Below are 19,015 nucleotides of genomic sequence, written 5' to 3' on the forward strand. Positions count from 1 at the left end.
TGCCACTCTAACCTACATAAAAACTAAAAAGATGTTTTATTGATTCAATTTAGTGGAATACATTGAATGTGAACATATTAGGAGGGATAAATAATGACAGTCAAATTGACAGTAGAAAACGTAGTACAGGCAAAACAAGAAGTGGAGAAATTAGAAGCCCAAGGATATCTTCGAGATAACATTTACATCTTTGCGCACTATGAAGAACGTGAAGATGATATTAACGAAGCACTCGGGACAGAAGAAGTTGGTATTGGCGAGCAAGGGTTCCTGACTTCTATGAAGAACCTGGTGAATTCCCGTGGAGATGAACTCCGCAATGAGTTAGCTTCTGTCGGATTAAGTGAATCGGAAGCTGCTCAATTCGAAAAGGAACTGGATACAGGTAAATTGGTCATAGTTGCCAATAAGTAAAAGCAAACCCGGGTATCCAATCCCGGGTTTGTTTTTCATTTTACAAGTCCTCCTCGCATTCCGTGGGCTCTGTATTTCAGATAGCCTTTAAACCAAGTCAGTATAAAAACCCATCCTTCTTTATTGTCAATGATCTGCTCGAGGAAATTTTCATCTTCTTCATTAAAGAGTCTTCTTCAACAATATGGCCGAATCCTGCATTAACAGGATTTTTAATCAAACTTTTATAATTTATCATTCTAAGATCTAAAAAACAGTTCATCTTTTTTATAAACGGTACAACTTTGTTTTAAAGATACATCAATTGCTAGAGTTCCTATAATAAACGGAGTACCTTATGCATCGATAAGAGCATACTCCTACGATTGATTGGGACAGCAAATCCCTCTGTTTATCGATGGACAAAAAATCATGTTTCAGGAATTGGCCGAATTGGATACTGCAGATGTACCTGGCTGAATCGATGCTTTACAGAAAACAACTTTTAGCAACTACGTATTTAGTGTTACTGATGGATTGTCATCCATCAATTATCATAATCAATTTATTTATATTAGAAAATATTGTCTCTGACTTTGTACAAGATATTAATTAGCTACTTTTATAACTGAATTACTCGTATAAAGGGATTCACTATATATTTAGATCTGGGATACCATACTCAATATGATCTGCTAATGCTTTTTATTTTGAAGTCATACCCTTGTAGAAATTGCTGGATTTGGATTCCCCCCCATGTACAGTAGCTTCCATAAATGTTCACACTTCAATAATTAGGAAAGCTTTGTAAAAGATGTTTACAAACAACTTAAAGTTAGATATACTTACAAAGTAAACAAAAAATTCTTAAGGAGGTCGAATAAAATGATCGTTATCGTTAAATTGATGTCATTGGTAGCTACAACTTCATTAAAAATGAAAATCACACATTCGACCGCATCGGAATGGATCGCTTAAGGTTTTTTTTGTAAATAAGCATACCCATACCGCAGGGAGAAGTGTGCCCCTGCGGTATTTTTGTGCCTTTTTTCACCGTAGAGGAGTCTCTCTGCGGTTTTTTTATTTTTCATGGCACTTTAAGGAGGTGATAATAAATGATATTAAACTTTTTTGCGCTCACGATAACTATTACAAAACGTAAGGTCTCTCTTGAGAAAGCACTTCATGATGAATACGTGAAAAAAATCTTTGAAGAGAACCGAAAAAAAATTGACGATTATATTCGTATTCGTCAATATTAATCTTGTTAATTAAAAAACATGAAAGGTGGGAATTGAAATGTTTTATATGATCAAAAGACGTTATGCAGTTTTATGGCTGGAGAAAGACACAACCACCAGATGAAGTAATATATAATCTCAGTAAAGCTAACCCGTTCTATTCTAGGACGGGTTGCCTTTTTGTTTAGTCTTTTTCAATTAAATGGCCCTTTTCATGAAGAAAGACGCTTTCCTTATTTTAGAGAATCGCTCTTTAGTTAAATAAAATTGATTACCAAAATATCATTCTTTTAGTTTTTCCTGCAGAACAGTATTCTTGTACTATGCAGCAAATAATTTTGTGATAATTAGTTGATTTACCCATATTGTTATATTATCTGTGATATATCAAAATAAAAGCTCCTACATTCGACAACTCCTTGGTCAATGTGGATAGAGGAAACACATCAACTCGATTCAATTAACCCATTCTCACTCTTTCACCAACTATAGAGGGTGCTTTTGTAAATCAATACTTTGACAATAATGGTAATAAATTTTTGTGATTATTTTACAATTTTTATTCCACAATCTTGCCCTTTAATGAAAACGAGCGCTGATCCTTATTACAGAATCGCGCCGATTGGTGAAGATCGTTATTGAACTAAAGTACATCGTTAGTTTAAGAAGAACAAAAGGTTAACGCATCGTCTAAGATTAATTTTGAAAGTTTATTGTCATTAATCACAAATGGTATTTCAGTGGGTTCGACCCAAATTCGAGCAGATGATTCATGTTCTCGGAGAAAAGGTAAACACTCGGTAACATCCATTCTAAAAAATGCCTGATAAGCAATCAAAGGATATTTTCCATTTGAATCAAAGGACAGATTTTCTTTATGGCTTACTTCAATTGAACCTATGTATTTAATTGTTCCCTTTACGTACCCCTCTTCATATGTTTCACGTAGTATAGCTTCTTCTACTTTCTCCCCTATCTCTACGTGTCCACCTGGATAATTAAACCCTCGATTTTTTATTTGTGCTAATAACACTTTCCCATCTTTAAAGCACACTGCATGAACACTCGTCACTATTAAAGATTCTGTTAATTTCAATCGAGGCATCCAAGTTAGCTTCACATTATTTCCACCCCAGTCGACAAAAATGGTCTGCATATATCTATCCCATCTCCCTGTTAAATGCAATTTATCACCTAATTTTAACTTTCTACACTGTTTCAAAAATCCCTTTTATTCAACTAAACTGCATTGATAGCTTAAGTATACTGTTACACAAACTCACATCAAGATTAACATAGAATCCTATTTTTAATTTTGAAGTGTTATTTAATTAAATGGCCCGATTATGGGACTTCTCTATTGTTACTCAACATTTATCAATTTAAAATGATAATGGAAGCCTCTTTTTTATTGCGCGGTTAATGATGTTTTTGTTTATTTAAAAAAAGTCGTATACTATGATTTAGAAACATTTAAATGGCACGAAATGGCCTTGTCTGGTGTTTTAAGTAGTTTAAAATCCACTTTTGAATGACATCTAAAAAACCTCCAAATATTTGGAGGTTTTTAAACTATTTTTATTTTACTTCAACTTGACCCATCATCCCATTTTCTTCATGTTCAAGGACATGGCAATGGAACATGTAAATGCCCTTATTATTGAACTTCACTGCTAATTTAATTGTTTGACCAGCTTCAACTGACACAGTATCCTTCCACCCTTTTAAATTTAAAGGCGGTTCTTTCCCATCAATCGATACGATTTTAAATTGAGTGCCATGTATGTGGAAAGGATGTGTCATGCCGCCCATCATATCAGGTTTATTATAAATTTCCCAAATTTCAGTATCTCCCTGTTTTTGAGTGAAATCAATGCGATTCATATCAAACTGTGAACCATTGATTGAAACCATTGTGCCCATACCAAAAAGTTCAAGTTTCTTTGTAACTGGTAAGTTTTTTTCCTCTTCCGTAACACCAAAATCATTTAATTTTTGTGCAATGTTACTTGTACTTGCAGCTTTTTGTTCAATTTTAAATGGTAAAAGGGTAATTCCTTCTTCATTTATTAATGCTATATCAGTTTTGTCATCCATCTTTGAAAAATCCACTATTACCTCTGCTCGCTCACCTGGTGTTAAGGTAATTTCATTCATATCAGTTGGTTGATTTAAGAAACCTCCATCAGTAGCAATTTGTTGGAATGTAGCTCCATTATTCAATTTAAACGTATAATTACGAGCATTAGAACCGTTTAATAATCGAAGTCTTACTTTTTCTTTACCAACAGTAAGTTTAGGATTTAAAGTACCATTAATTAACAAAGTATCCCCTATTGTACCATCCTCATTAAGGACTGCTTGATAATTTAATTGCTTTTCTTCATTAAATTGTCTATCTTGGAATACTAGCGGAAAATCATTCACACCATACTCATTCGGTAAATTGATTTTTTGCGAATTTTCATCATCAATATAAATTAAGCCCGCTAAACCTTTATATACTTGCTCTGCTGTAGCACCTTCTGGATGTGGATGGAACCATAGCGTAGATGCTCCTTGATTAACTGTAAAATTCACATCTTCTGTTACACCTGGCTCTAAGACTTGATGTGGACCGCCATCACCATTACCAGGGATTTCTAATCCATGCCAGTGAAATGTTGTTGGTTCAGATAAATCATTTTTAGTTCTAAACGTTACCGTTTGATCTTTATGAATACGAATGATTGGCCCTAAAAAAGAACCATTATATCCATATGACTCTGTTTTAGTTCCCTTAAAAATTTCTGTCGTACCTTGTTGAGCAGTAATATCAACAATTCCATTTTTAGGTTCAATTATAGGTGGGAGCGCAAGCTCATTTTCCCCAGTTGAATTATTTAATGCTAATGGATTGTTATGACTCGCATGATCATTTTCCATGCTACTATCATTATTATCCATACCCTCCATGTTTTTCATTTCTTCATTACTCATATTGGAATGGTCCATACCAGACATAGCAGAATGATCCATATTTGAATTAGATTCCGATTTTCCCGCACTACATCCTCCCATTATAATAGCGCCTACTAATAATGAAGAAATCAAAAGTTTAGATTTCATTATGTTTCCTCCTTTCATTCTTTACATAGGCACTATAACAAAGAAGTATGGAGAAATTATGGATTTGAAATTAAATGAGACAAATATTAACTACTCTATCTAAGAAAATTTTGATATGACTTCTTTTACTTCTTAACTTTCCAAATGAAAATGATAATGGACATTAATAAGATACTTATTACAATTTTCCATATAAAATTTACTTGCATAAAACCATATACGGCTCCAGCTTCAAAGATTAAGGCTGGTATTTTTCCAATAGTACTAGCAAGCGCAAATGTGCCTAAAGACACCTTAGAAAAAGCACTAGTAAAAGTCACAAGACCTGATGACATAAAAGGTAAAATCCTTAAACTAACAATTATCCAAAATGCATCAGATCCTTCCAACTCCTTTAATTTTAAAAGTTTAGGGTGCAATACAAACGGTCTTTTCCATTTATTGATTCCTTTTCTATATAAAATAAAGCTAATAACTGCACCAATTGATTCACCGATAATAGAAATCAGCAAACCGTTGAATACGCCAAAAAACACAAGGTTAGCAGCTGTAACAAAAACACTTGGTAGTACACCTATTATACTAACCAAAGTATTTATCATTAAACTAACCAAAATTGCAAATGATCCAGATTGTTCTAGTAATTGAAGTAATTTTTCTTCCATGATTCAACGCTATCTTTTTTAACCTATTACTTGCATATAAGGAACTATTGTTAATAAACAACAACTGCCTGTTCGCCTAATGCTTCATAGCTATTAAAAAATGCTCCCTTATCCAATGTTATCAATCCCTTACGTGGATCCATTACTTCCACAGTCGTATTTCCCACAGATAATAGTACCATCGTATGTAAATTTAAGTTTGATGGGACTCACCTGTATCCATCCACCTTCAACCTTTGGTGATGACTGGTATTCCCTGTCTAATATAATTTGTTATTTCTTTTATTGTACTTCCACTAAAAATTTTTGCTTGTAAATCTAACGTTCTCTCTGTGATAAAATTATTAGCGGCTTTGACAATTGATAGTGTCTACATAAAAAAAGATGTTCAATTTGTCAAAATCGACTCGTCAAACATCTTACGGAGAAGATAAGTTTCTTCTGCGGAATCAATTCTCGCAGTTTCCCCCTTTCATCCCTTTCATTTTGTAAATGTAGCAACTATAATTATTTAGTCTGGTAGAATTAGTTCCATGTAATTCTTTATATCTTGTTCTTTCATTTCTCCAGTAATTATTTTTTCTATTTTCCCCTCAGAATTAATAAGAACAGTCGTTGGTAATGGATTGATATTATATGCTTCCATTACACTTTTATTTTTATCTATTAAAACCGGAAAAGTTAGCCCTTTTCGGTCGATATAATTTTGAACCACGAAGTCGGATTCTGCTATATTTATAGCTAATACCTGTATACCTTTTTCTTTATATTCATTATAATATCTATCTATAATTGGAAATTCTCTTTCGCAAGGTTTGCACCAAGTCCCCCAAAAGTTTAAAAAGACGCCTTGTCCTTTGTATTCTTCCAAATTATGTTTATCACCATGTATATCAACTAGAGTAAAATTTGGAGCATTGTCCCCTATTTTTAAAACTTCATTTTTATCTTGCGTTAAAGTTGTATAGACTGTGAAGAATATTGCCCCAAATAATACAATTAATATAATTGAACGCATAAGAAATCTTCTCTTTTTTTTATCCATAATTAAGTTATGCTCCTTCCTCTCTTAAATGATGTAAAACTAAAAACCAGTAAACCCTCCAAAAATCGGTGTTAAAAACGCAATAATTTTAGTCATCATATCAAAATACAATAAAATTCCCATAACAATCATTATTGCACCACCTATTTTCATAAACAGTCCATTTTTTCTTTGAAGAAACTTCATTTTTCCGATAAATAAAGACATTATAAGGAAAGGTATAGAGAAACCTAGCACATAAAATAGCATGTACAACATCCCCTTCCCAGGATCAGACACTCCTAAAGCTATTACTCCTGCAAGAATTGGTCCAGTGCAAGGTGTCCATCCTGCTGCGAAACCCATTCCAATAAGTACCGAACCAAAATATCCTTTGGGCCTTTTTTTAAAATGAATCTTTTTTTCAGATTGTAAAATATCTATTTTAAAAAAACCTAGAATAACTAATCCAAAAAAGACCATGATAATTGCTCCAATTTGTCTTAGGAACTCTTTATACTGAATAAAAATCTGTCCGATAAAAGAAGTTGAAAAACCTAGTGCCATAAAAATAATAGAAAAACCAAATAAAAAAAGCAGGGTATGTATCAGAGATTTTCGCCTCAAAATCCCTTTTTCTTCTTTTAGTTCATTAAAGGATATTCCTGTTACATAAGATAGAAAAGCTGGATACAATGGTAATGAACAAGGTGATACAAATGATAATAATCCAGCACCAAATGCAAGAAGTAAATTTAATTGTTCTAACAAATACGCTCACTCAACCTTTCTATAGTCAGTTTGAAAATAAAGTATAGACTATAAATATGGAGAATATATGCATATGCTGAGTTATATGGAAATGTATTGTTGATACCTTTCTATTTGATCATTAATTTAAATTAGGATTAAAAATAAAAATGAGCCGTGTTTCAACTATAGAAACACAGCTCATTTAGCATAGAATAAATTTTTCATTATATTCCTGGGTTTAAAGCATAATCTAACAAGAATATTAGATAGGAGTCAGACATATATTGATTTTAGTATTTCATACAAACAAAAATCTATTATTCTATTCATGATGGAATTTTATTATAAACAGAAATTTTCTATAAAGATAGGATGATGACAATTATTGAAAAGTCGGTTCTTGCTATGGTTATTTTACGTGTATTGTCTGGGAGTATTGAAGTAAGTGCTGGATTGTTGATGCTAAAGCTGAATAATTTAGAAAAAGCATTTTATATTAATACAATGCTTGCTTTGGTTGGTCCAACAGTTTTAATCGTCACGACGGCAATTGCATTATTTGGACTAGCTGATAAAATTCCTGTGACGAGAATCATTTGCTTATTTACGGGTATAACACTAATTATTCTTAGCTCACATATAAAGTAAATACCAAAATTCACCAAAATCATACAAGTGTCAGAATATGATTTTGGCGAAAATATTAGTAAGTAGATTGATCATAACAACCTTTTGAACCCAAGTTTTCTTCTGTATCGAACATTTATTTTATAGCATGATTCCATTCATTTGTTAAACTCTTTTATGAATCATCAGTCCATTAAAAAAATAATTATTCTGTAGCGTGTGACGACGCTGCTTTTTTTTATGTATAATTAGCCTTTACTTACACAAATTTATATTAAGTGTTTCGCACGCACTTATACGGTTGTGGCGTTGGTTGACCGTCACAACCTCCCTCAATATGCGTTACATTACCTCATTAACCCATTTTTAAATTCTATTCAGATTTAACATTGCACTACAAGGTATTAGTAAAGATGTTCCTCTCTCTTTGATTTTTTCTGTAGTTAAGGAACACCTATTTCCTTACATAACTCAAATTTCCTGCATCCTTCCTTATATATTCAATTTTTTAGAAATGGATGCTCAAAAAATGTCTTTTGCCGATGAATCATTTGACTATATTGTAGCTAGTTTAATTCTTTCTATGGTTCCTAATGAAAATAAATGCTTTGAAGAGATGATAAGAGTTTTAAAGAAGGATGGTAGAATTCTTATCTTTGATAAATTTGCTCCTAAAAATCAAAAACTAACGCTAACAAAAAAATTGGCAAGGCCATTTATAAGTATGTTAGGAACAGATATTGGTCGAAGTTTTGAGGAGTTGTTTAAACAAAATGATCAAAGGCTCAGAATTATAAGAGATGAATCTGTTATGTTAAAGGGTATGTATAGATATATTGAAGTTCTTAAACTTTCTGAAGGGCATATTTAACGTTTTGGGAAACTCATCAAGAAGCTCAAGCATCTTATCAAGAGTTTAAAAAACAACAGTCAGCCACCATGAATTGGCTGATTGTTGTCTTAGTAATTGAATAACCTTATAAACGTTGAATACCATGTAATATCGATTTAAGTCTCCCGTGATAAATTTGTTACTCTATTTGTTTTTTCATGAGTTGTTTTGAAAAGTTAAAGGATCGAATTTCGCTAACAAATGTAGAACCTAATAAGAATACCCCGCCGATAATTTGTACTAGGGTCATTTGCTCTTGCAATATCATTGCAGAAATCAATATTGCTACAAAAGGATCGACATAACTGAGCATCGCAATACTCTGCCCTTTCAATTTTTCCATTCCCGAGAAAAACAACCAAAATCCAATCCCTGTATTAACGATACCTAAAATTAAAATAAAAGGAATAGATGCGCTTGATAATCCAAAGATCCCAAAGCCTTCTGTCAAAAAAACATACGGCAGCAGTAATAATGCAGTCGTTCCAAGTTGAATAATGGTCAGCTCTAGCTTGTCCATCTCTTTAATAAATTTGTTTAACAGTAACAATGCAGCATAAAAAGCAGCTGCCATCAATCCAAAGGTAAGTCCAAGAACATCATCTGATTCCGTTGCACCCACCCCTTCTCCTACAATCATTATCATCCCGATAATTGCTATGACAATGCATATTATTTTTTTAATGGATAATTGTTCCCTAAGTACAACAGGTGAAAGAATCATTACAAATACTGGCGCAAAGTAATATCCTAGTGTGGCATTGGCAAGTGATGTGTGGTCGTAGGATTGATAGAGAAAAATCCAGTTTCCTCCCAATGCAACGCCTGAGAGAATCAAAAATAAAGCATTCGATTTTACTAAATTCCAGGATATTTTTTTCTTCATTATGGAGAAGATTAGGAGTAAAAATAAGCATCCTAGTAAACTACTTAGTAAAGCTCTTTCACTCGCCGCTAAATCAATGTGACGCACAACTAAACCGATTGTGCCAAAAATAATCATCGATACGATAAATTGAAATTTAGATTTCATGATTTACTCCCCTAACCTACCGCAATTTAATAGGTACTTTTAGGTGCTTTCCCCTCTCTCTTCTTCCACTCCCTCTCCACTTGCTTTTGTAATGGGAATAGCATAGCATACTTATATGCATTACAAAATCGAATGTTTGTCATGGCATACATAACAAAATAGCATGTAAGGGAGATAGCGTTATGAATATCCAAAAATATATGGCCTTTGTCAAAGCAGTAGAATATGGGAGCTTTACAAGAGCTGCTGATGCATTAAACTATACACAGTCCGGCATCAGCCGTATGATCAATGATTTAGAATCAGAATGGGGAATTTCCCTTTTTGAACGAGGTCGTGCCGGAATCAGTTTAACATCTGATGGCTTAAAGTTACTGCCCCAATTACAGCGTATATGTAATGAACATGAAATGTTAATGATGCAGATCGAAGACTTACATGATATCCAATCAGGAATCATCCGAATTGGTACATTTTCTAGTGTAGCAACACATTGGCTACCATATATGATCAAATTCTTTAAGCAGGATTATCCAGGGATTGATTTCGAGTTACTATTAGGAGATTACACCGAAATCGAAAGCTGGATTATCGAAGGTAGGGTCGACTTTGGATTTTTACGACTGCCAACAAAAGCGGAAATGGAAACAATCTTTGTGGAGCAAGACCGTTTGTTGGTAGTCATTCCTGAAGATCATCCTCTCGCTGATTGCGATAAATTTCCTATAAGTGAACTATTGAATAGTCCATTCATGCTTTTAGAAAAAGGCGCAAAAGCGGAAATCTCCGAAATTTTCGAGAAGCACAATATCTCGCCGCAAATTTCTTTTACAACATGGGACGACTACGCCATTATGTCCATGGTGGAAAATGGATTAGGTATCAGTATATTACCTGAACTGATTTTAGAACGCATTCCCTACCAAATTATCGCGAAAGAGCTAGAAGTTCCTGCTTTTCGAACTATTGGAATTGCGATGAGAGAGCAAAAATCGCTTTCACTTGCAGCAAAGAGATTTATAGAATATTTATCCTATCGAAAGAGAAAATAAGTAGTTTAGCTATTATTTTGCACAACGAAAAAAGCGTATTCGAAAAAATCTCGAATACGCTGCATTAATCCTCCACCGCTTCTAAATAGCCTTGCTGTAAACATGTATCCGTCATAAACTGCTTTATCCCTGCCTCAAATGACAATTTGATCGTGCTACTTGTGATGGCCAAAATTTCGCCTTCTCCAAACATCACATGCTTTACCTTGGAGCCGACGATTAGCGCTGACTCCTTTGTGATTGTCCGATCATTACGGTATTGCTTCGGTGCTTTCCATGGACTTTTCGACGCTTTCTTTGGCAAATCCTGAGGTGAGACGATTTGTTTTAACGCGTTCATAAACATCGATGGCACCTCACTTGCTTTAAAGCGCTTGTTGTACGAAATTAATTCCAAATGGCGAATTGCACGTGTGATACCGACATAAAAGAGCCTTGTTTCTTCCTCTATCGCTTCTTCCGTCTCACTAGGTAAAATCCCATCAATTAAATCAATCAAATACACACGGTCAAATTCCAAGCCCTTTGAACTGTGTAAGGTTGTTAGTGTAATGGCATTCTTTTCATTTTTCAGATGAGATGTACGTGCTAAATTTTCAAGGTACTTCAAACGACCCGCAAATTCAGTCATCGTCGACGTATGGCGAGCAATTAGCCCAAGTACATCCACAATATCTAGTAAATTTTCATAATTAAAACCGAGGTCCTCGCTCATTTTCTTTAAGGCACGCTCATAACCAAAGTCATAACGGATATGCTCTAGCATGGCTGTTGGTGTTGTTTGATCAAATTGAATGCTATCATACGTTTTGCGAATTCGCTTAATATATTCTGGCTGATATTCCTTTAATTCCACATGCTCTAACAATCGTGTGAATACACAGCCATCCTCCTGCACTTTCTGCAGTGCCTTTAATTGCGTTGGTGTAAGATAAGCATTCATTTTTCTGTAAACTTTTTCAAATATCGATATATTTTTTGTATTGTACGCTAGACGCATGAAGTTCATAATATCCTCCACAACCCAATGCGTAAAAAAGCGAATGGTCGAATCTTTCATATAGAAAGGCAAGCCCGCTCTGTCTAACGCGTCCATAAGAGGAATGGCTGACGTATTATTTCGATATAAAACAGCTGTTGAGCCAGGCTTAGACAAGCTTTTTAACTGATTCACTACATATTTCGCCTGTAAGCTATAATTCTCAAGGATTTTAAATGAGATTGGCTCTGCTGCAGGATTTTCTGTAAACATTTGTTTGTTATATCGTTTTTTATTACGCTGAATGAATAGATTGGCTGGCTCTACAATCGAGGCAGATGAACGATAGTTTTGTGTCATTAGTAAAACATGTGCCTCTGGATAAATCTTTTGGAAATTCAACAAATAATCTGGCTCTGCACCACGCCAGCTATAAATAGCCTGATCCTCATCGGCAACAACGCATAAATTTTGATGGACTGCGACAAGCTTCTCGATGATCGCGTGTTGAACTGGCGATGTATCCTGACTTTCATCTGTTAAATAAAAATCGTATCGACGTTGATATTGCGCCAATACCTCTCGATTTTTCGTAAAAATATCATTCGCCATTAACAGCATATCATCAAAATCAATGAGCAAACGGTCACTAGCTGTGCGCTTATATTCCTCATATCGATGTAAAATCTCGACTTTTTTTGGCACCTTTACTTCTGCAATTGCCCATTCCTGTTCTGGCAGCATTTTATTTTTGATGAACGTTATGTACGTCAGTAGCTCGTCTAACTGATCTTCCGTAATTTTCGAGCCATTTAATTGTTCAAAAATCTCACGAAGCACTCGTTTTTTTGACATAACACCAGGCTGATCCGCTTCTTCCATAATCCCATACGAAATGCCCTGACGTTCAAGTGTCTCCCGCACAACTTGAAATGCTAAACTATGAATCGTCGAAAAATCAACTGGTGGCAAATGCGGAAAAAACTTTGCAAAACGTGCCTTCATATCATTTGCTGATGCCTTACTAAATGTGACAGCCTTGATGCGAGCAGGCTTGACACCAAGCGCCTCGATCATATAGCCAATACGCATAATAATCGTCGTTGTTTTTCCTGAACCAGGAGATGCCAATAGTAGCAGCGGTCCATTCGTCTGCAACACCGCCTGCTTCTGCACATCATTTAGATAAACGCCAAGTGACCGCTCCTTTTCCTCAAAAAATGCTTTTTGCGCTGCATTCATATCAATTACTCCGTTCTAAAAAAATCTATTTTCTATTATACCAGATGATATGGATTAACTTCCTAAGATCATTAAAAGCAACTAAATGCAGCTTGACGACTACTCATTCGAGTGATGATAGCAGTTAAGGGGATTATTTGCCTCTTCATCATTTTTAGATCTTATCAAAAAAAAGCGTATATACGCTTTTTAGTAGCTCGTTAGTAAAATTTTTTATTTGGCTATCCATTCATATTGAATATCTGCTAAATTTTCTTCATTTTCATGTCCTCTCCCTATGATTTTAAATCCATTTTTTTCATAAAATCGTTGGGCATTTTCATTAACCTCAAATGTGTATAAAGTTAATCGTCCATTTGATTGTGCTTTTACTTTATCTAGTAATGTATGGCCTATGCCCATCCCTTGATAGTCGACATGAATATATAGTTGGCTTATTTCGCCTTCGTTATAGGCTATCATTCCAACCACTTTTTCATCCATTAACGCTAAATCGATGTGAAACTGCTCAGCTAATAGATGATTTAAGAAATATACATGACTTTCAAAGGTGTGAATTTCTTTCTGACCAATCGCCTGTTCCTTACTATCTCGCCACATAGCAACTGTTTGTTCAGCATATTGGGGGTTATATTGCGTAATAATTATGTTGTGTTGGTTCACTACTGTACCTCCTTAAGTGCTATCTGTTGTTGGTGCATTACCATTCTTCACAATTACTTCGGATACCTGGTTATTAAAACATATAGCCTGTTTACTTTCATCCTATATTATTTTGATGGTCTAAGAAATAAATTAGGTAAATTTTCAGTCATACTGTACTCCTTAATAAAGTAAAGTACATTACTTGAAGAATTAATTGTAAGTTCTACGGATAAAAAAACATCTTCCACTCACACTAATGGTGTTGGAGGTGAGATGAAAATGGGAAATAATAAACATAAAAATAATAAAACGCAAGACAATAAAAAACAGCAGAATCAAAATCAAAATGCTAACAATGAACGTAAAAACAGAGAAGAGTTTGCTGAAGAAGTAGATTTCAGTCAAATTCAAAATGAAAACAAACGTTAATCATACGATCATGTGAAAAAACCCTAATACCCACTTCAGTAAAGATGGGTATTGGGGCTATTTTTATAATCCATCTATTACAGCATTTTACGGCTCAAACCCAGCCTGACTTATATAAATATGATTTTCTGGAAAGATTTCAATAAATCGGTTGTATACTTTTTTTAATACATCTGGTCCATACCATTCTTCTAAACCAAGTTGGTCGTATTTTTTCTCAATCTCAAGTTTTCTTGTGCGTTTTCCACCACTGCCATCTCCCATGAAGTAGTCATCTATACATATCCGATCGACGAGTTGCTTCAATTTCAAAGGAAAATATTCTCCACTTGGTAAAATGGGAGCGATAGCAACTTGTGTCGGAATGTCCGCAGCTGCTAATTTTTCCAATGTCTTAAAACGCGCTTGGATTGGAGGTGCCATTGGCGTAAAATGTTTACGTATCGTTTCCGAATCTGTCTCAATTGTCATACTTACCCGCACTTTTTCTTTAAATTGTCGCAGCAAATCAATATCTCGACTGACAAGTGGACTTCTCGTCTGTACAAATAAGAAGTCAGGGGGATCCTCTAGCATCACTTCGAGTAAAGATCGCGTCACTTTTTCCTTATGCTCTATTGGCTGATACGGGTCTGTACTTGAGGACATAAAAATGGTTACAGGCCCTTTGGCTTTGGCACGATGAAGCTCCTTTTTTAATACATGCGCCGCACCGTTTTTAACATCGACCCAACTTCCCCATTCCCCTTCTCGAAAAAGAGATACAGGCATTTGACGTACATAGCAATAGGAACATCCAAAGGAACAGCCTGTATAAGGATTGAGTGAATGCGTATAGCCAGAAAGAAAGCCAGTCCCTTTATTCAAAATGGTTTTTGGATGCTTATAGAATAATTCGCTTTTCATACGGACCCTCCATTCCATGTGTAGCAAGTATTATGCATTGCTAGACGAACCTCGCTCTTCAAGGGCCAAGAGCAATTTCTTCATTTCTAATCCGCCCCGATAGCCAGTTAAAGAGCCATTCTTTCCTGTTACACGATGGCACGGTACAGTAAGCAACACTGGATTAGCACCAATAGCCGCTCCAACAGCACGAACAGCTGCTGGTTTATTGATAGCATGGGCAATGTCTGAATAGGATTTGGTCTGCCCATAAGGAATTTCACAAAGTGCTTGCCAGACTGCTAGCTGAAATGGCGTACCTTCGTACTCAAATGGGATAGAGAAGGTTTGCCTCTTTCCTGCTAGATACTGAATGATTTCATGGACATAGGGTGCAAGCTTTTCCTCATCTTCAATAAGAGGACTTCCTAGAAAGCGTTTCTTCGCCCATTCAAACATTTCCTCGAATGGTTTGTTCTGTGAACCTACAAACACAAGGCCCTTGGAGGTAGCAGCAATATAAAAATGCCAATCCTCAAACTTGAGTAAAGACCAAAAAAGGGTTGGTTTATTTTTTATTTCCATCATTTATTTCCTCCATTTTTCTCATTTGACGAAATTGCGCTGGGGTCTGACCGGTTTTCTTTTTAAATAAAGTAATAAAATAGGGCGCATTCGCCATACCCACACATATGGCAATATCGCCTATTGCTTTATTCGTCTGAATTAAATACTTTTTAGCCGCGTGTACGCGAACTTGTTGTATATACTCAACGGGCGTCATGCCTTTAATCTTTTTAAATGTTCGATGCATATGATAGGGACTCCCATGACAAATCATTGCTAAAGATTCTAGCGTTAATTTTTCAGCGAAATTTTGATCAATGTATGTTGTGATAATATCAACCCACTCGCTATCAGGCAAATTTTCATTAGTTGGCTTGCAACGTTTACAAGGGCGAAAATTTGCGCGGAGTGCTTGTTCTGCAGTTGCAAAAATACATACATTCTCTTTTTTCGGAACGCGAGACTTGCAGGATGGTTTACAAAATATCCCTGTTGACTTGACAGCATAGAAAAATTGATTGTTGTACGCTGTATCATTCGTGATAATGGCTTGCCACTTTTCATCTGTCATCATTTCTACATTATTCAAAGTTTTATTTTCATCATTCATAGGATCCAGCATTTATCTCACCTCTCCTTACAATATACTCCCTAAAAATTCACAATGTACAATTCTGGATATGGAATAGCAAGATATTGAAGTTTTTTTATTTAGAATCGTGAAAAATGATGCCAAGACCGTATCGATCTCCAGCAGTAATCGTACTTACTCCATGACGAACCGTATGTTTATAATATCCCCTTTTACCTTGAACAGGTCTATGGTTAGTAGGAAAGATGAGTGCACTACCTTGATCTAACGTAATAACATGTCCCCTACTCTGAGCACGTGGAATTTGTTCCACTAGGAGTGATTCTCCACCAGAAAAGTCTTGTTCGCGTTGATTTAATACAAATACTACTTGAAACGGGAAGAACACATCACCATATAAATCTTGATGCAAACAATTAAAGCCACCTGTTTCATACTTTAAGAGTAACGGTGTCGGTCTAGTTTGTTCAAATTCTTCACAAGTGTTCAAAAAATCTTGAAGCTGAGCTGGAAACTGTGCTGTTTTCTTTAAATAACCTAACCATCGATTAGCTGTTTTGGCCAATTCTTGATAAAAGGACTCTCTTAAACTTTGGATAATTTCAGGCAATGGATAGGAAAAATATTTGTATTCTCCCTCCCCAAAGCGATACCTCGTCATATTAATGGTCGTTCTATATGGCTCTTCTGTACTATACAACCCTATTAAGCATTCACATTCCTCTTTTGTTAAGATCGCAGGAAGCTTTGCAAATCCTTGCTTATCTAGTTCATGTTGAATGGCATCCCACTCTAAGCTGCCAACACGTGTTTGAATATCTTGGACCATTTTTATTCCCTCCTTGGCCTTCTTAATAACTAACACTATAACCTCATCAATAGAAAAAAATAAGGCGTTTAGAATGGAATAGCAAGATAACAAAATGAGTAAAGCTACTTTTATGATAAAGTAAACTAACAAACTGTGTATGTTGAAAAGGAGAATGAAAAAGTGATATGGCATGACGTTGACGATGTGATGATCATTACCTTACCAGCAAATTTTGATATGAATGCGAATCTAGGCTATTTAACAAGAGAAAAAAATGAATGCATGTATGAAATAGAGAGCGATATCATCACAAAAGTGATAGCCATTGGAGAAATGCAGTCTTTAGTACAGATAAGCGTAATCGATAATCAACAAATGGTTGTTCAGTTCCTAAATGATTCTAGACCTATTGAAAAGTGGGAGAGGGAAAAAATTGTCACATATATTCATGAATGGTTTGATCTTGATAACGATTTAACACCATTTTATGAAATGGCAAATTCAGATCCATTACTTCAAATACCTGCCCAAAAATTCTATGGATTACGAGTTATCGGCATCCCCGATTTATTTGAAGCTTTATGCTGGGGCGTTTTAGGACAACAAATTAACCTCGCATTTGCCCACACCTTAAAGAGACAATTTGTAGAAAGCTTTGGCGATTCTATCGAATGGAAGAGTAAAAAGTATTGGGTATTCCCTCCGTACGAACGAATTGCACAGTTAGAACCTACTGACCTAGCAGCTATTAAAATGACAGTTAAAAAAAGTGAATATATTATTGGCATTGCAAGATTAATGGCAAGCGGAGAATTATCGAAGGACCAATTAATGAACATGAATTTTAAAGAGGCAGAAAGAAGCTTAATCAAAATACGAGGAATCGGACCTTGGACAGCCAATTACGTGCTAATGCGTTGCCTGAGGTTTCAGACAGCTTTTCCAATCGATGATGTGGGTCTGATTAATTCAATAAAAACATTACGGAATATGAACCGAAAGCCTACGAAAGAGGAAATCTTAGCGCTCTCGATACCATGGAAAAACTGGGAATCCTACGCTACCTTCTATTTATGGCGTGTTCTTTACTAAATATCATCACCTTGATTTGAGCATGTCTTGAAAAAATGAATCAAAACATGCTCTTATGTAGCTACGTTTTATTCAATGGATACAGAATGCTTATTAGAGCTGTAATTCTTTGATACAATCCATGGTTGTTTTTATAAACTCTTTGACAGCGGGAAGGGATTGCTTCTTTGAGCGAGTAATCATGCTTATTTCTCGGAAAGGTTCGGGTAAGAGAGGTTTTACAATGGTCCCTTCTAAATTATAGGGTAAAGCTAGTTCTGGTATGATTGTAATGCCTAATCCTTCACGTACCATTGCAATGATTGTTTGATTTTCCTCCACATTAAACTGTATGTTTGGGGAAACTTCTTGTTCCTGTAAAAACTTCTTAACACTCACTTCACATCCTAGCTGAGGCATAATAAAAGCCTCCCCTTGAAGTTCTTCCGCCTTTACTTGTTCATTGATTGCAAGATGATGATGAAACGGTACGATTGCTACTAATCGATCTCTTACTATGGTAATAGCCTCCAAATGGTCCATAGAGTTACTTAAAGATGTAAACCCTATATCCACTTTCCCCTCTTCTACCCAACGTGTAATTTGGTCATAGCTCCCCTCATAAAAATTTATTTCAATCCCTTTATACGCTCCTTTAAACCTTGCTATGATCGTTGGTAACACTTTTGAGGCGAAACTTGAAAAGCTGCCAATATTTATTTTTCCGTTTTGTATTCCTAAAATAGAAGCGGCTTCTTGTTTAATGCTTTCTGCTTCGGATAAAATATTTCTCATATTGTTGATAATACGTTCCCCACTATCTGTTAATGAGATGCCATTTCTTCCTCTATTCAAAAGCTTAATACCGAGCTCTGACTCTAATGAAGCGATATTATGGCTTATGCCTGATTGTGTCATCGCCAATATTTCCCCTGCTTTTGTGAAATTACCAATATCCACTACTTTGACGAATATTTCTATTTGCAAAAGGTTCACCATATAACCC

Annotated in this window: 20 protein-coding genes; 7 read left to right on the plus strand and 13 right to left on the minus strand. The window is 35.2% G+C overall.

Annotated elements, in window-relative coordinates; translation table 11 throughout:
* Positions 1 to 93 precede the first annotated feature (93 nt).
* Positions 94 to 414 carry a YflT domain-containing protein gene (locus CD31_RS16370; protein ID WP_016995409.1) on the plus strand — a complete coding sequence of 107 codons (321 nt, stop codon included), beginning with the start codon at positions 94 to 96 and terminating at the stop codon, positions 412 to 414.
* 1,094 nt (positions 415 to 1,508) lie between these two features.
* Entirely contained in the window at positions 1,509 to 1,655 is a 147-nt protein-coding gene (locus tag CD31_RS23055) for a YrzI family small protein (protein WP_081011020.1), read from the plus strand.
* A gap of 640 nt (positions 1,656 to 2,295) precedes the next feature.
* Here the strand turns inward: CD31_RS23055 and CD31_RS16375 are convergent.
* The 5 genes from CD31_RS16375 to CD31_RS16395 all read right to left on the minus strand — a co-directional run bounded on the left by CD31_RS16375 (position 2,296) and on the right by CD31_RS16395 (position 7,202).
* Positions 2,296 to 2,790 carry an NUDIX hydrolase gene (locus tag CD31_RS16375; protein WP_036079188.1) on the minus strand — a complete coding sequence of 165 codons (495 nt, stop codon included), beginning with the start codon at positions 2,788 to 2,790 and terminating at the stop codon, positions 2,296 to 2,298.
* Between the two features lie 422 nt (positions 2,791 to 3,212).
* A complete protein-coding gene (locus CD31_RS16380; RefSeq protein ID WP_036079190.1) occupies positions 3,213 to 4,742 on the minus strand; it encodes a multicopper oxidase family protein in 1,530 nt (509 codons plus the stop codon).
* A gap of 125 nt (positions 4,743 to 4,867) precedes the next feature.
* Positions 4,868 to 5,407 carry a TVP38/TMEM64 family protein gene (locus CD31_RS16385; protein ID WP_036079192.1) on the minus strand — a complete coding sequence of 180 codons (540 nt, stop codon included), beginning with the start codon at positions 5,405 to 5,407 and terminating at the stop codon, positions 4,868 to 4,870.
* A 511-nt stretch (positions 5,408 to 5,918) separates the two neighbouring features.
* Positions 5,919 to 6,452 (minus strand): thiol-disulfide oxidoreductase ResA, encoded by a 534-nt coding sequence (gene resA / locus CD31_RS16390; RefSeq protein ID WP_036079193.1) that lies wholly within the window; start codon positions 6,450 to 6,452, stop codon positions 5,919 to 5,921.
* A gap of 39 nt (positions 6,453 to 6,491) precedes the next feature.
* A complete protein-coding gene (locus tag CD31_RS16395; protein ID WP_036079195.1) occupies positions 6,492 to 7,202 on the minus strand; it encodes a cytochrome c biogenesis CcdA family protein in 711 nt (236 codons plus the stop codon).
* 354 nt (positions 7,203 to 7,556) lie between these two features.
* Here CD31_RS16395 and CD31_RS16400 point away from each other — a divergent pair, with 354 nt between their 5' ends.
* The gene (locus CD31_RS16400; RefSeq protein ID WP_026023565.1) at positions 7,557 to 7,832 is read left to right on the plus strand and encodes a YqhV family protein; all 276 of its coding nucleotides are present in this window, start codon (positions 7,557 to 7,559) and stop codon (positions 7,830 to 7,832) included.
* Between the two features lie 406 nt (positions 7,833 to 8,238).
* Positions 8,239 to 8,682 carry a class I SAM-dependent methyltransferase gene (locus tag CD31_RS16405; protein WP_280522766.1) on the plus strand — a complete coding sequence of 148 codons (444 nt, stop codon included), beginning with the start codon at positions 8,239 to 8,241 and terminating at the stop codon, positions 8,680 to 8,682.
* Between the two features lie 160 nt (positions 8,683 to 8,842).
* On the opposite strand, the gene CD31_RS16410 is transcribed toward CD31_RS16405, so the two are convergent.
* Positions 8,843 to 9,736, minus strand: a complete 894-nt coding sequence (locus CD31_RS16410) for a DMT family transporter (protein ID WP_036079198.1) — start codon at positions 9,734 to 9,736, stop codon at positions 8,843 to 8,845.
* Positions 9,737 to 9,918: 182 nt separating this feature from the next.
* Between CD31_RS16410 and CD31_RS16415 the strand changes: the two genes are divergently transcribed.
* Entirely contained in the window at positions 9,919 to 10,788 is an 870-nt protein-coding gene (locus tag CD31_RS16415; RefSeq protein ID WP_036079199.1) for a LysR family transcriptional regulator, read from the plus strand.
* Positions 10,789 to 10,852: 64 nt separating this feature from the next.
* On the opposite strand, the gene CD31_RS16420 is transcribed toward CD31_RS16415, so the two are convergent.
* Positions 10,853 to 13,009, minus strand: coding sequence for an ATP-dependent helicase (locus CD31_RS16420; protein ID WP_036079200.1), 2,157 nt, complete (start codon positions 13,007 to 13,009; stop codon positions 10,853 to 10,855).
* 213 nt (positions 13,010 to 13,222) lie between these two features.
* Complete coding sequence (locus CD31_RS16425) at positions 13,223 to 13,672, minus strand: GNAT family N-acetyltransferase (RefSeq protein WP_036079201.1); 450 nt, start codon at positions 13,670 to 13,672, stop codon at positions 13,223 to 13,225.
* Positions 13,673 to 13,933: 261 nt separating this feature from the next.
* On the opposite strand from CD31_RS16425, the gene CD31_RS23580 reads away from it, so the two are divergent.
* Complete coding sequence (locus tag CD31_RS23580; protein ID WP_016992948.1) at positions 13,934 to 14,083, plus strand: hypothetical protein; 150 nt, start codon at positions 13,934 to 13,936, stop codon at positions 14,081 to 14,083.
* An 87-nt stretch (positions 14,084 to 14,170) separates the two neighbouring features.
* Here CD31_RS23580 and CD31_RS16430 read toward each other — a convergent pair whose 3' ends face one another.
* The 4 genes from CD31_RS16430 to CD31_RS16445 all read right to left on the minus strand — a co-directional run bounded on the left by CD31_RS16430 (position 14,171) and on the right by CD31_RS16445 (position 16,956).
* A complete protein-coding gene (locus CD31_RS16430) occupies positions 14,171 to 14,989 on the minus strand; it encodes an SPL family radical SAM protein (protein ID WP_036079202.1) in 819 nt (272 codons plus the stop codon).
* 30 nt (positions 14,990 to 15,019) lie between these two features.
* Positions 15,020 to 15,553, minus strand: coding sequence for a methylated-DNA--[protein]-cysteine S-methyltransferase (locus CD31_RS16435; RefSeq protein ID WP_036079359.1), 534 nt, complete (start codon positions 15,551 to 15,553; stop codon positions 15,020 to 15,022).
* Positions 15,537 to 16,157: a bifunctional transcriptional activator/DNA repair enzyme AdaA gene (locus tag CD31_RS16440; RefSeq protein ID WP_036079203.1), complete on the minus strand. Its 621-nt coding sequence runs from the start codon at positions 16,155 to 16,157 to the stop codon at positions 15,537 to 15,539. Before CD31_RS16440 ends, CD31_RS16435 begins: the two co-directional genes overlap by 17 nt.
* 85 nt (positions 16,158 to 16,242) lie before the next feature.
* The gene (locus CD31_RS16445; protein WP_036079204.1) at positions 16,243 to 16,956 is read right to left on the minus strand and encodes a 2OG-Fe(II) oxygenase; all 714 of its coding nucleotides are present in this window, start codon (positions 16,954 to 16,956) and stop codon (positions 16,243 to 16,245) included.
* Between the two features lie 162 nt (positions 16,957 to 17,118).
* Between CD31_RS16445 and CD31_RS16450 the strand changes: the two genes are divergently transcribed.
* Positions 17,119 to 18,030: a DNA glycosylase gene (locus CD31_RS16450; RefSeq protein ID WP_036079205.1), complete on the plus strand. Its 912-nt coding sequence runs from the start codon at positions 17,119 to 17,121 to the stop codon at positions 18,028 to 18,030.
* Positions 18,031 to 18,123: 93 nt separating this feature from the next.
* On the opposite strand, the gene CD31_RS16455 is transcribed toward CD31_RS16450, so the two are convergent.
* Complete coding sequence (locus tag CD31_RS16455; protein WP_036079361.1) at positions 18,124 to 19,005, minus strand: LysR family transcriptional regulator; 882 nt, start codon at positions 19,003 to 19,005, stop codon at positions 18,124 to 18,126.
* Positions 19,006 to 19,015 lie beyond the last annotated feature (10 nt).

This window comes from Lysinibacillus boronitolerans JCM 21713 = 10a = NBRC 103108 (genome assembly GCF_000772935.1).
In the GTDB taxonomy this organism is placed as follows: domain Bacteria; phylum Bacillota; class Bacilli; order Bacillales_A; family Planococcaceae; genus Lysinibacillus; species Lysinibacillus boronitolerans.

Excerpts from the sequence above, each read along its gene's own strand:
- CD31_RS16370 (WP_016995409.1), top strand. The coding sequence starts at position 94 with ATGACAGTCAAATTGACAGTAGAAAACGTAGTACAGGCAAAACAAGAA.
- CD31_RS23055 (WP_081011020.1), top strand. The coding sequence starts at position 1,509 with ATGATATTAAACTTTTTTGCGCTCACGATAACTATTACAAAACGTAAG.
- CD31_RS16375 (WP_036079188.1), bottom strand. The coding sequence starts at position 2,790 with ATGCAGACCATTTTTGTCGACTGGGGTGGAAATAATGTGAAGCTAACT.
- CD31_RS16380 (WP_036079190.1), bottom strand. The coding sequence starts at position 4,742 with ATGAAATCTAAACTTTTGATTTCTTCATTATTAGTAGGCGCTATTATA.
- CD31_RS16385 (WP_036079192.1), bottom strand. The coding sequence starts at position 5,407 with ATGGAAGAAAAATTACTTCAATTACTAGAACAATCTGGATCATTTGCA.
- resA (WP_036079193.1), bottom strand. The coding sequence starts at position 6,452 with ATGGATAAAAAAAAGAGAAGATTTCTTATGCGTTCAATTATATTAATT.
- CD31_RS16400 (WP_026023565.1), top strand. The coding sequence starts at position 7,557 with ATGATGACAATTATTGAAAAGTCGGTTCTTGCTATGGTTATTTTACGT.
- CD31_RS16410 (WP_036079198.1), bottom strand. The coding sequence starts at position 9,736 with ATGAAATCTAAATTTCAATTTATCGTATCGATGATTATTTTTGGCACA.
- CD31_RS16415 (WP_036079199.1), top strand. The coding sequence starts at position 9,919 with ATGAATATCCAAAAATATATGGCCTTTGTCAAAGCAGTAGAATATGGG.
- CD31_RS16420 (WP_036079200.1), bottom strand. The coding sequence starts at position 13,009 with ATGAATGCAGCGCAAAAAGCATTTTTTGAGGAAAAGGAGCGGTCACTT.
- CD31_RS23580 (WP_016992948.1), top strand. The coding sequence starts at position 13,934 with ATGGGAAATAATAAACATAAAAATAATAAAACGCAAGACAATAAAAAA.
- CD31_RS16430 (WP_036079202.1), bottom strand. The coding sequence starts at position 14,989 with ATGAAAAGCGAATTATTCTATAAGCATCCAAAAACCATTTTGAATAAA.
- CD31_RS16435 (WP_036079359.1), bottom strand. The coding sequence starts at position 15,553 with ATGGAAATAAAAAATAAACCAACCCTTTTTTGGTCTTTACTCAAGTTT.
- CD31_RS16440 (WP_036079203.1), bottom strand. The coding sequence starts at position 16,157 with ATGCTGGATCCTATGAATGATGAAAATAAAACTTTGAATAATGTAGAA.
- CD31_RS16445 (WP_036079204.1), bottom strand. The coding sequence starts at position 16,956 with ATGGTCCAAGATATTCAAACACGTGTTGGCAGCTTAGAGTGGGATGCC.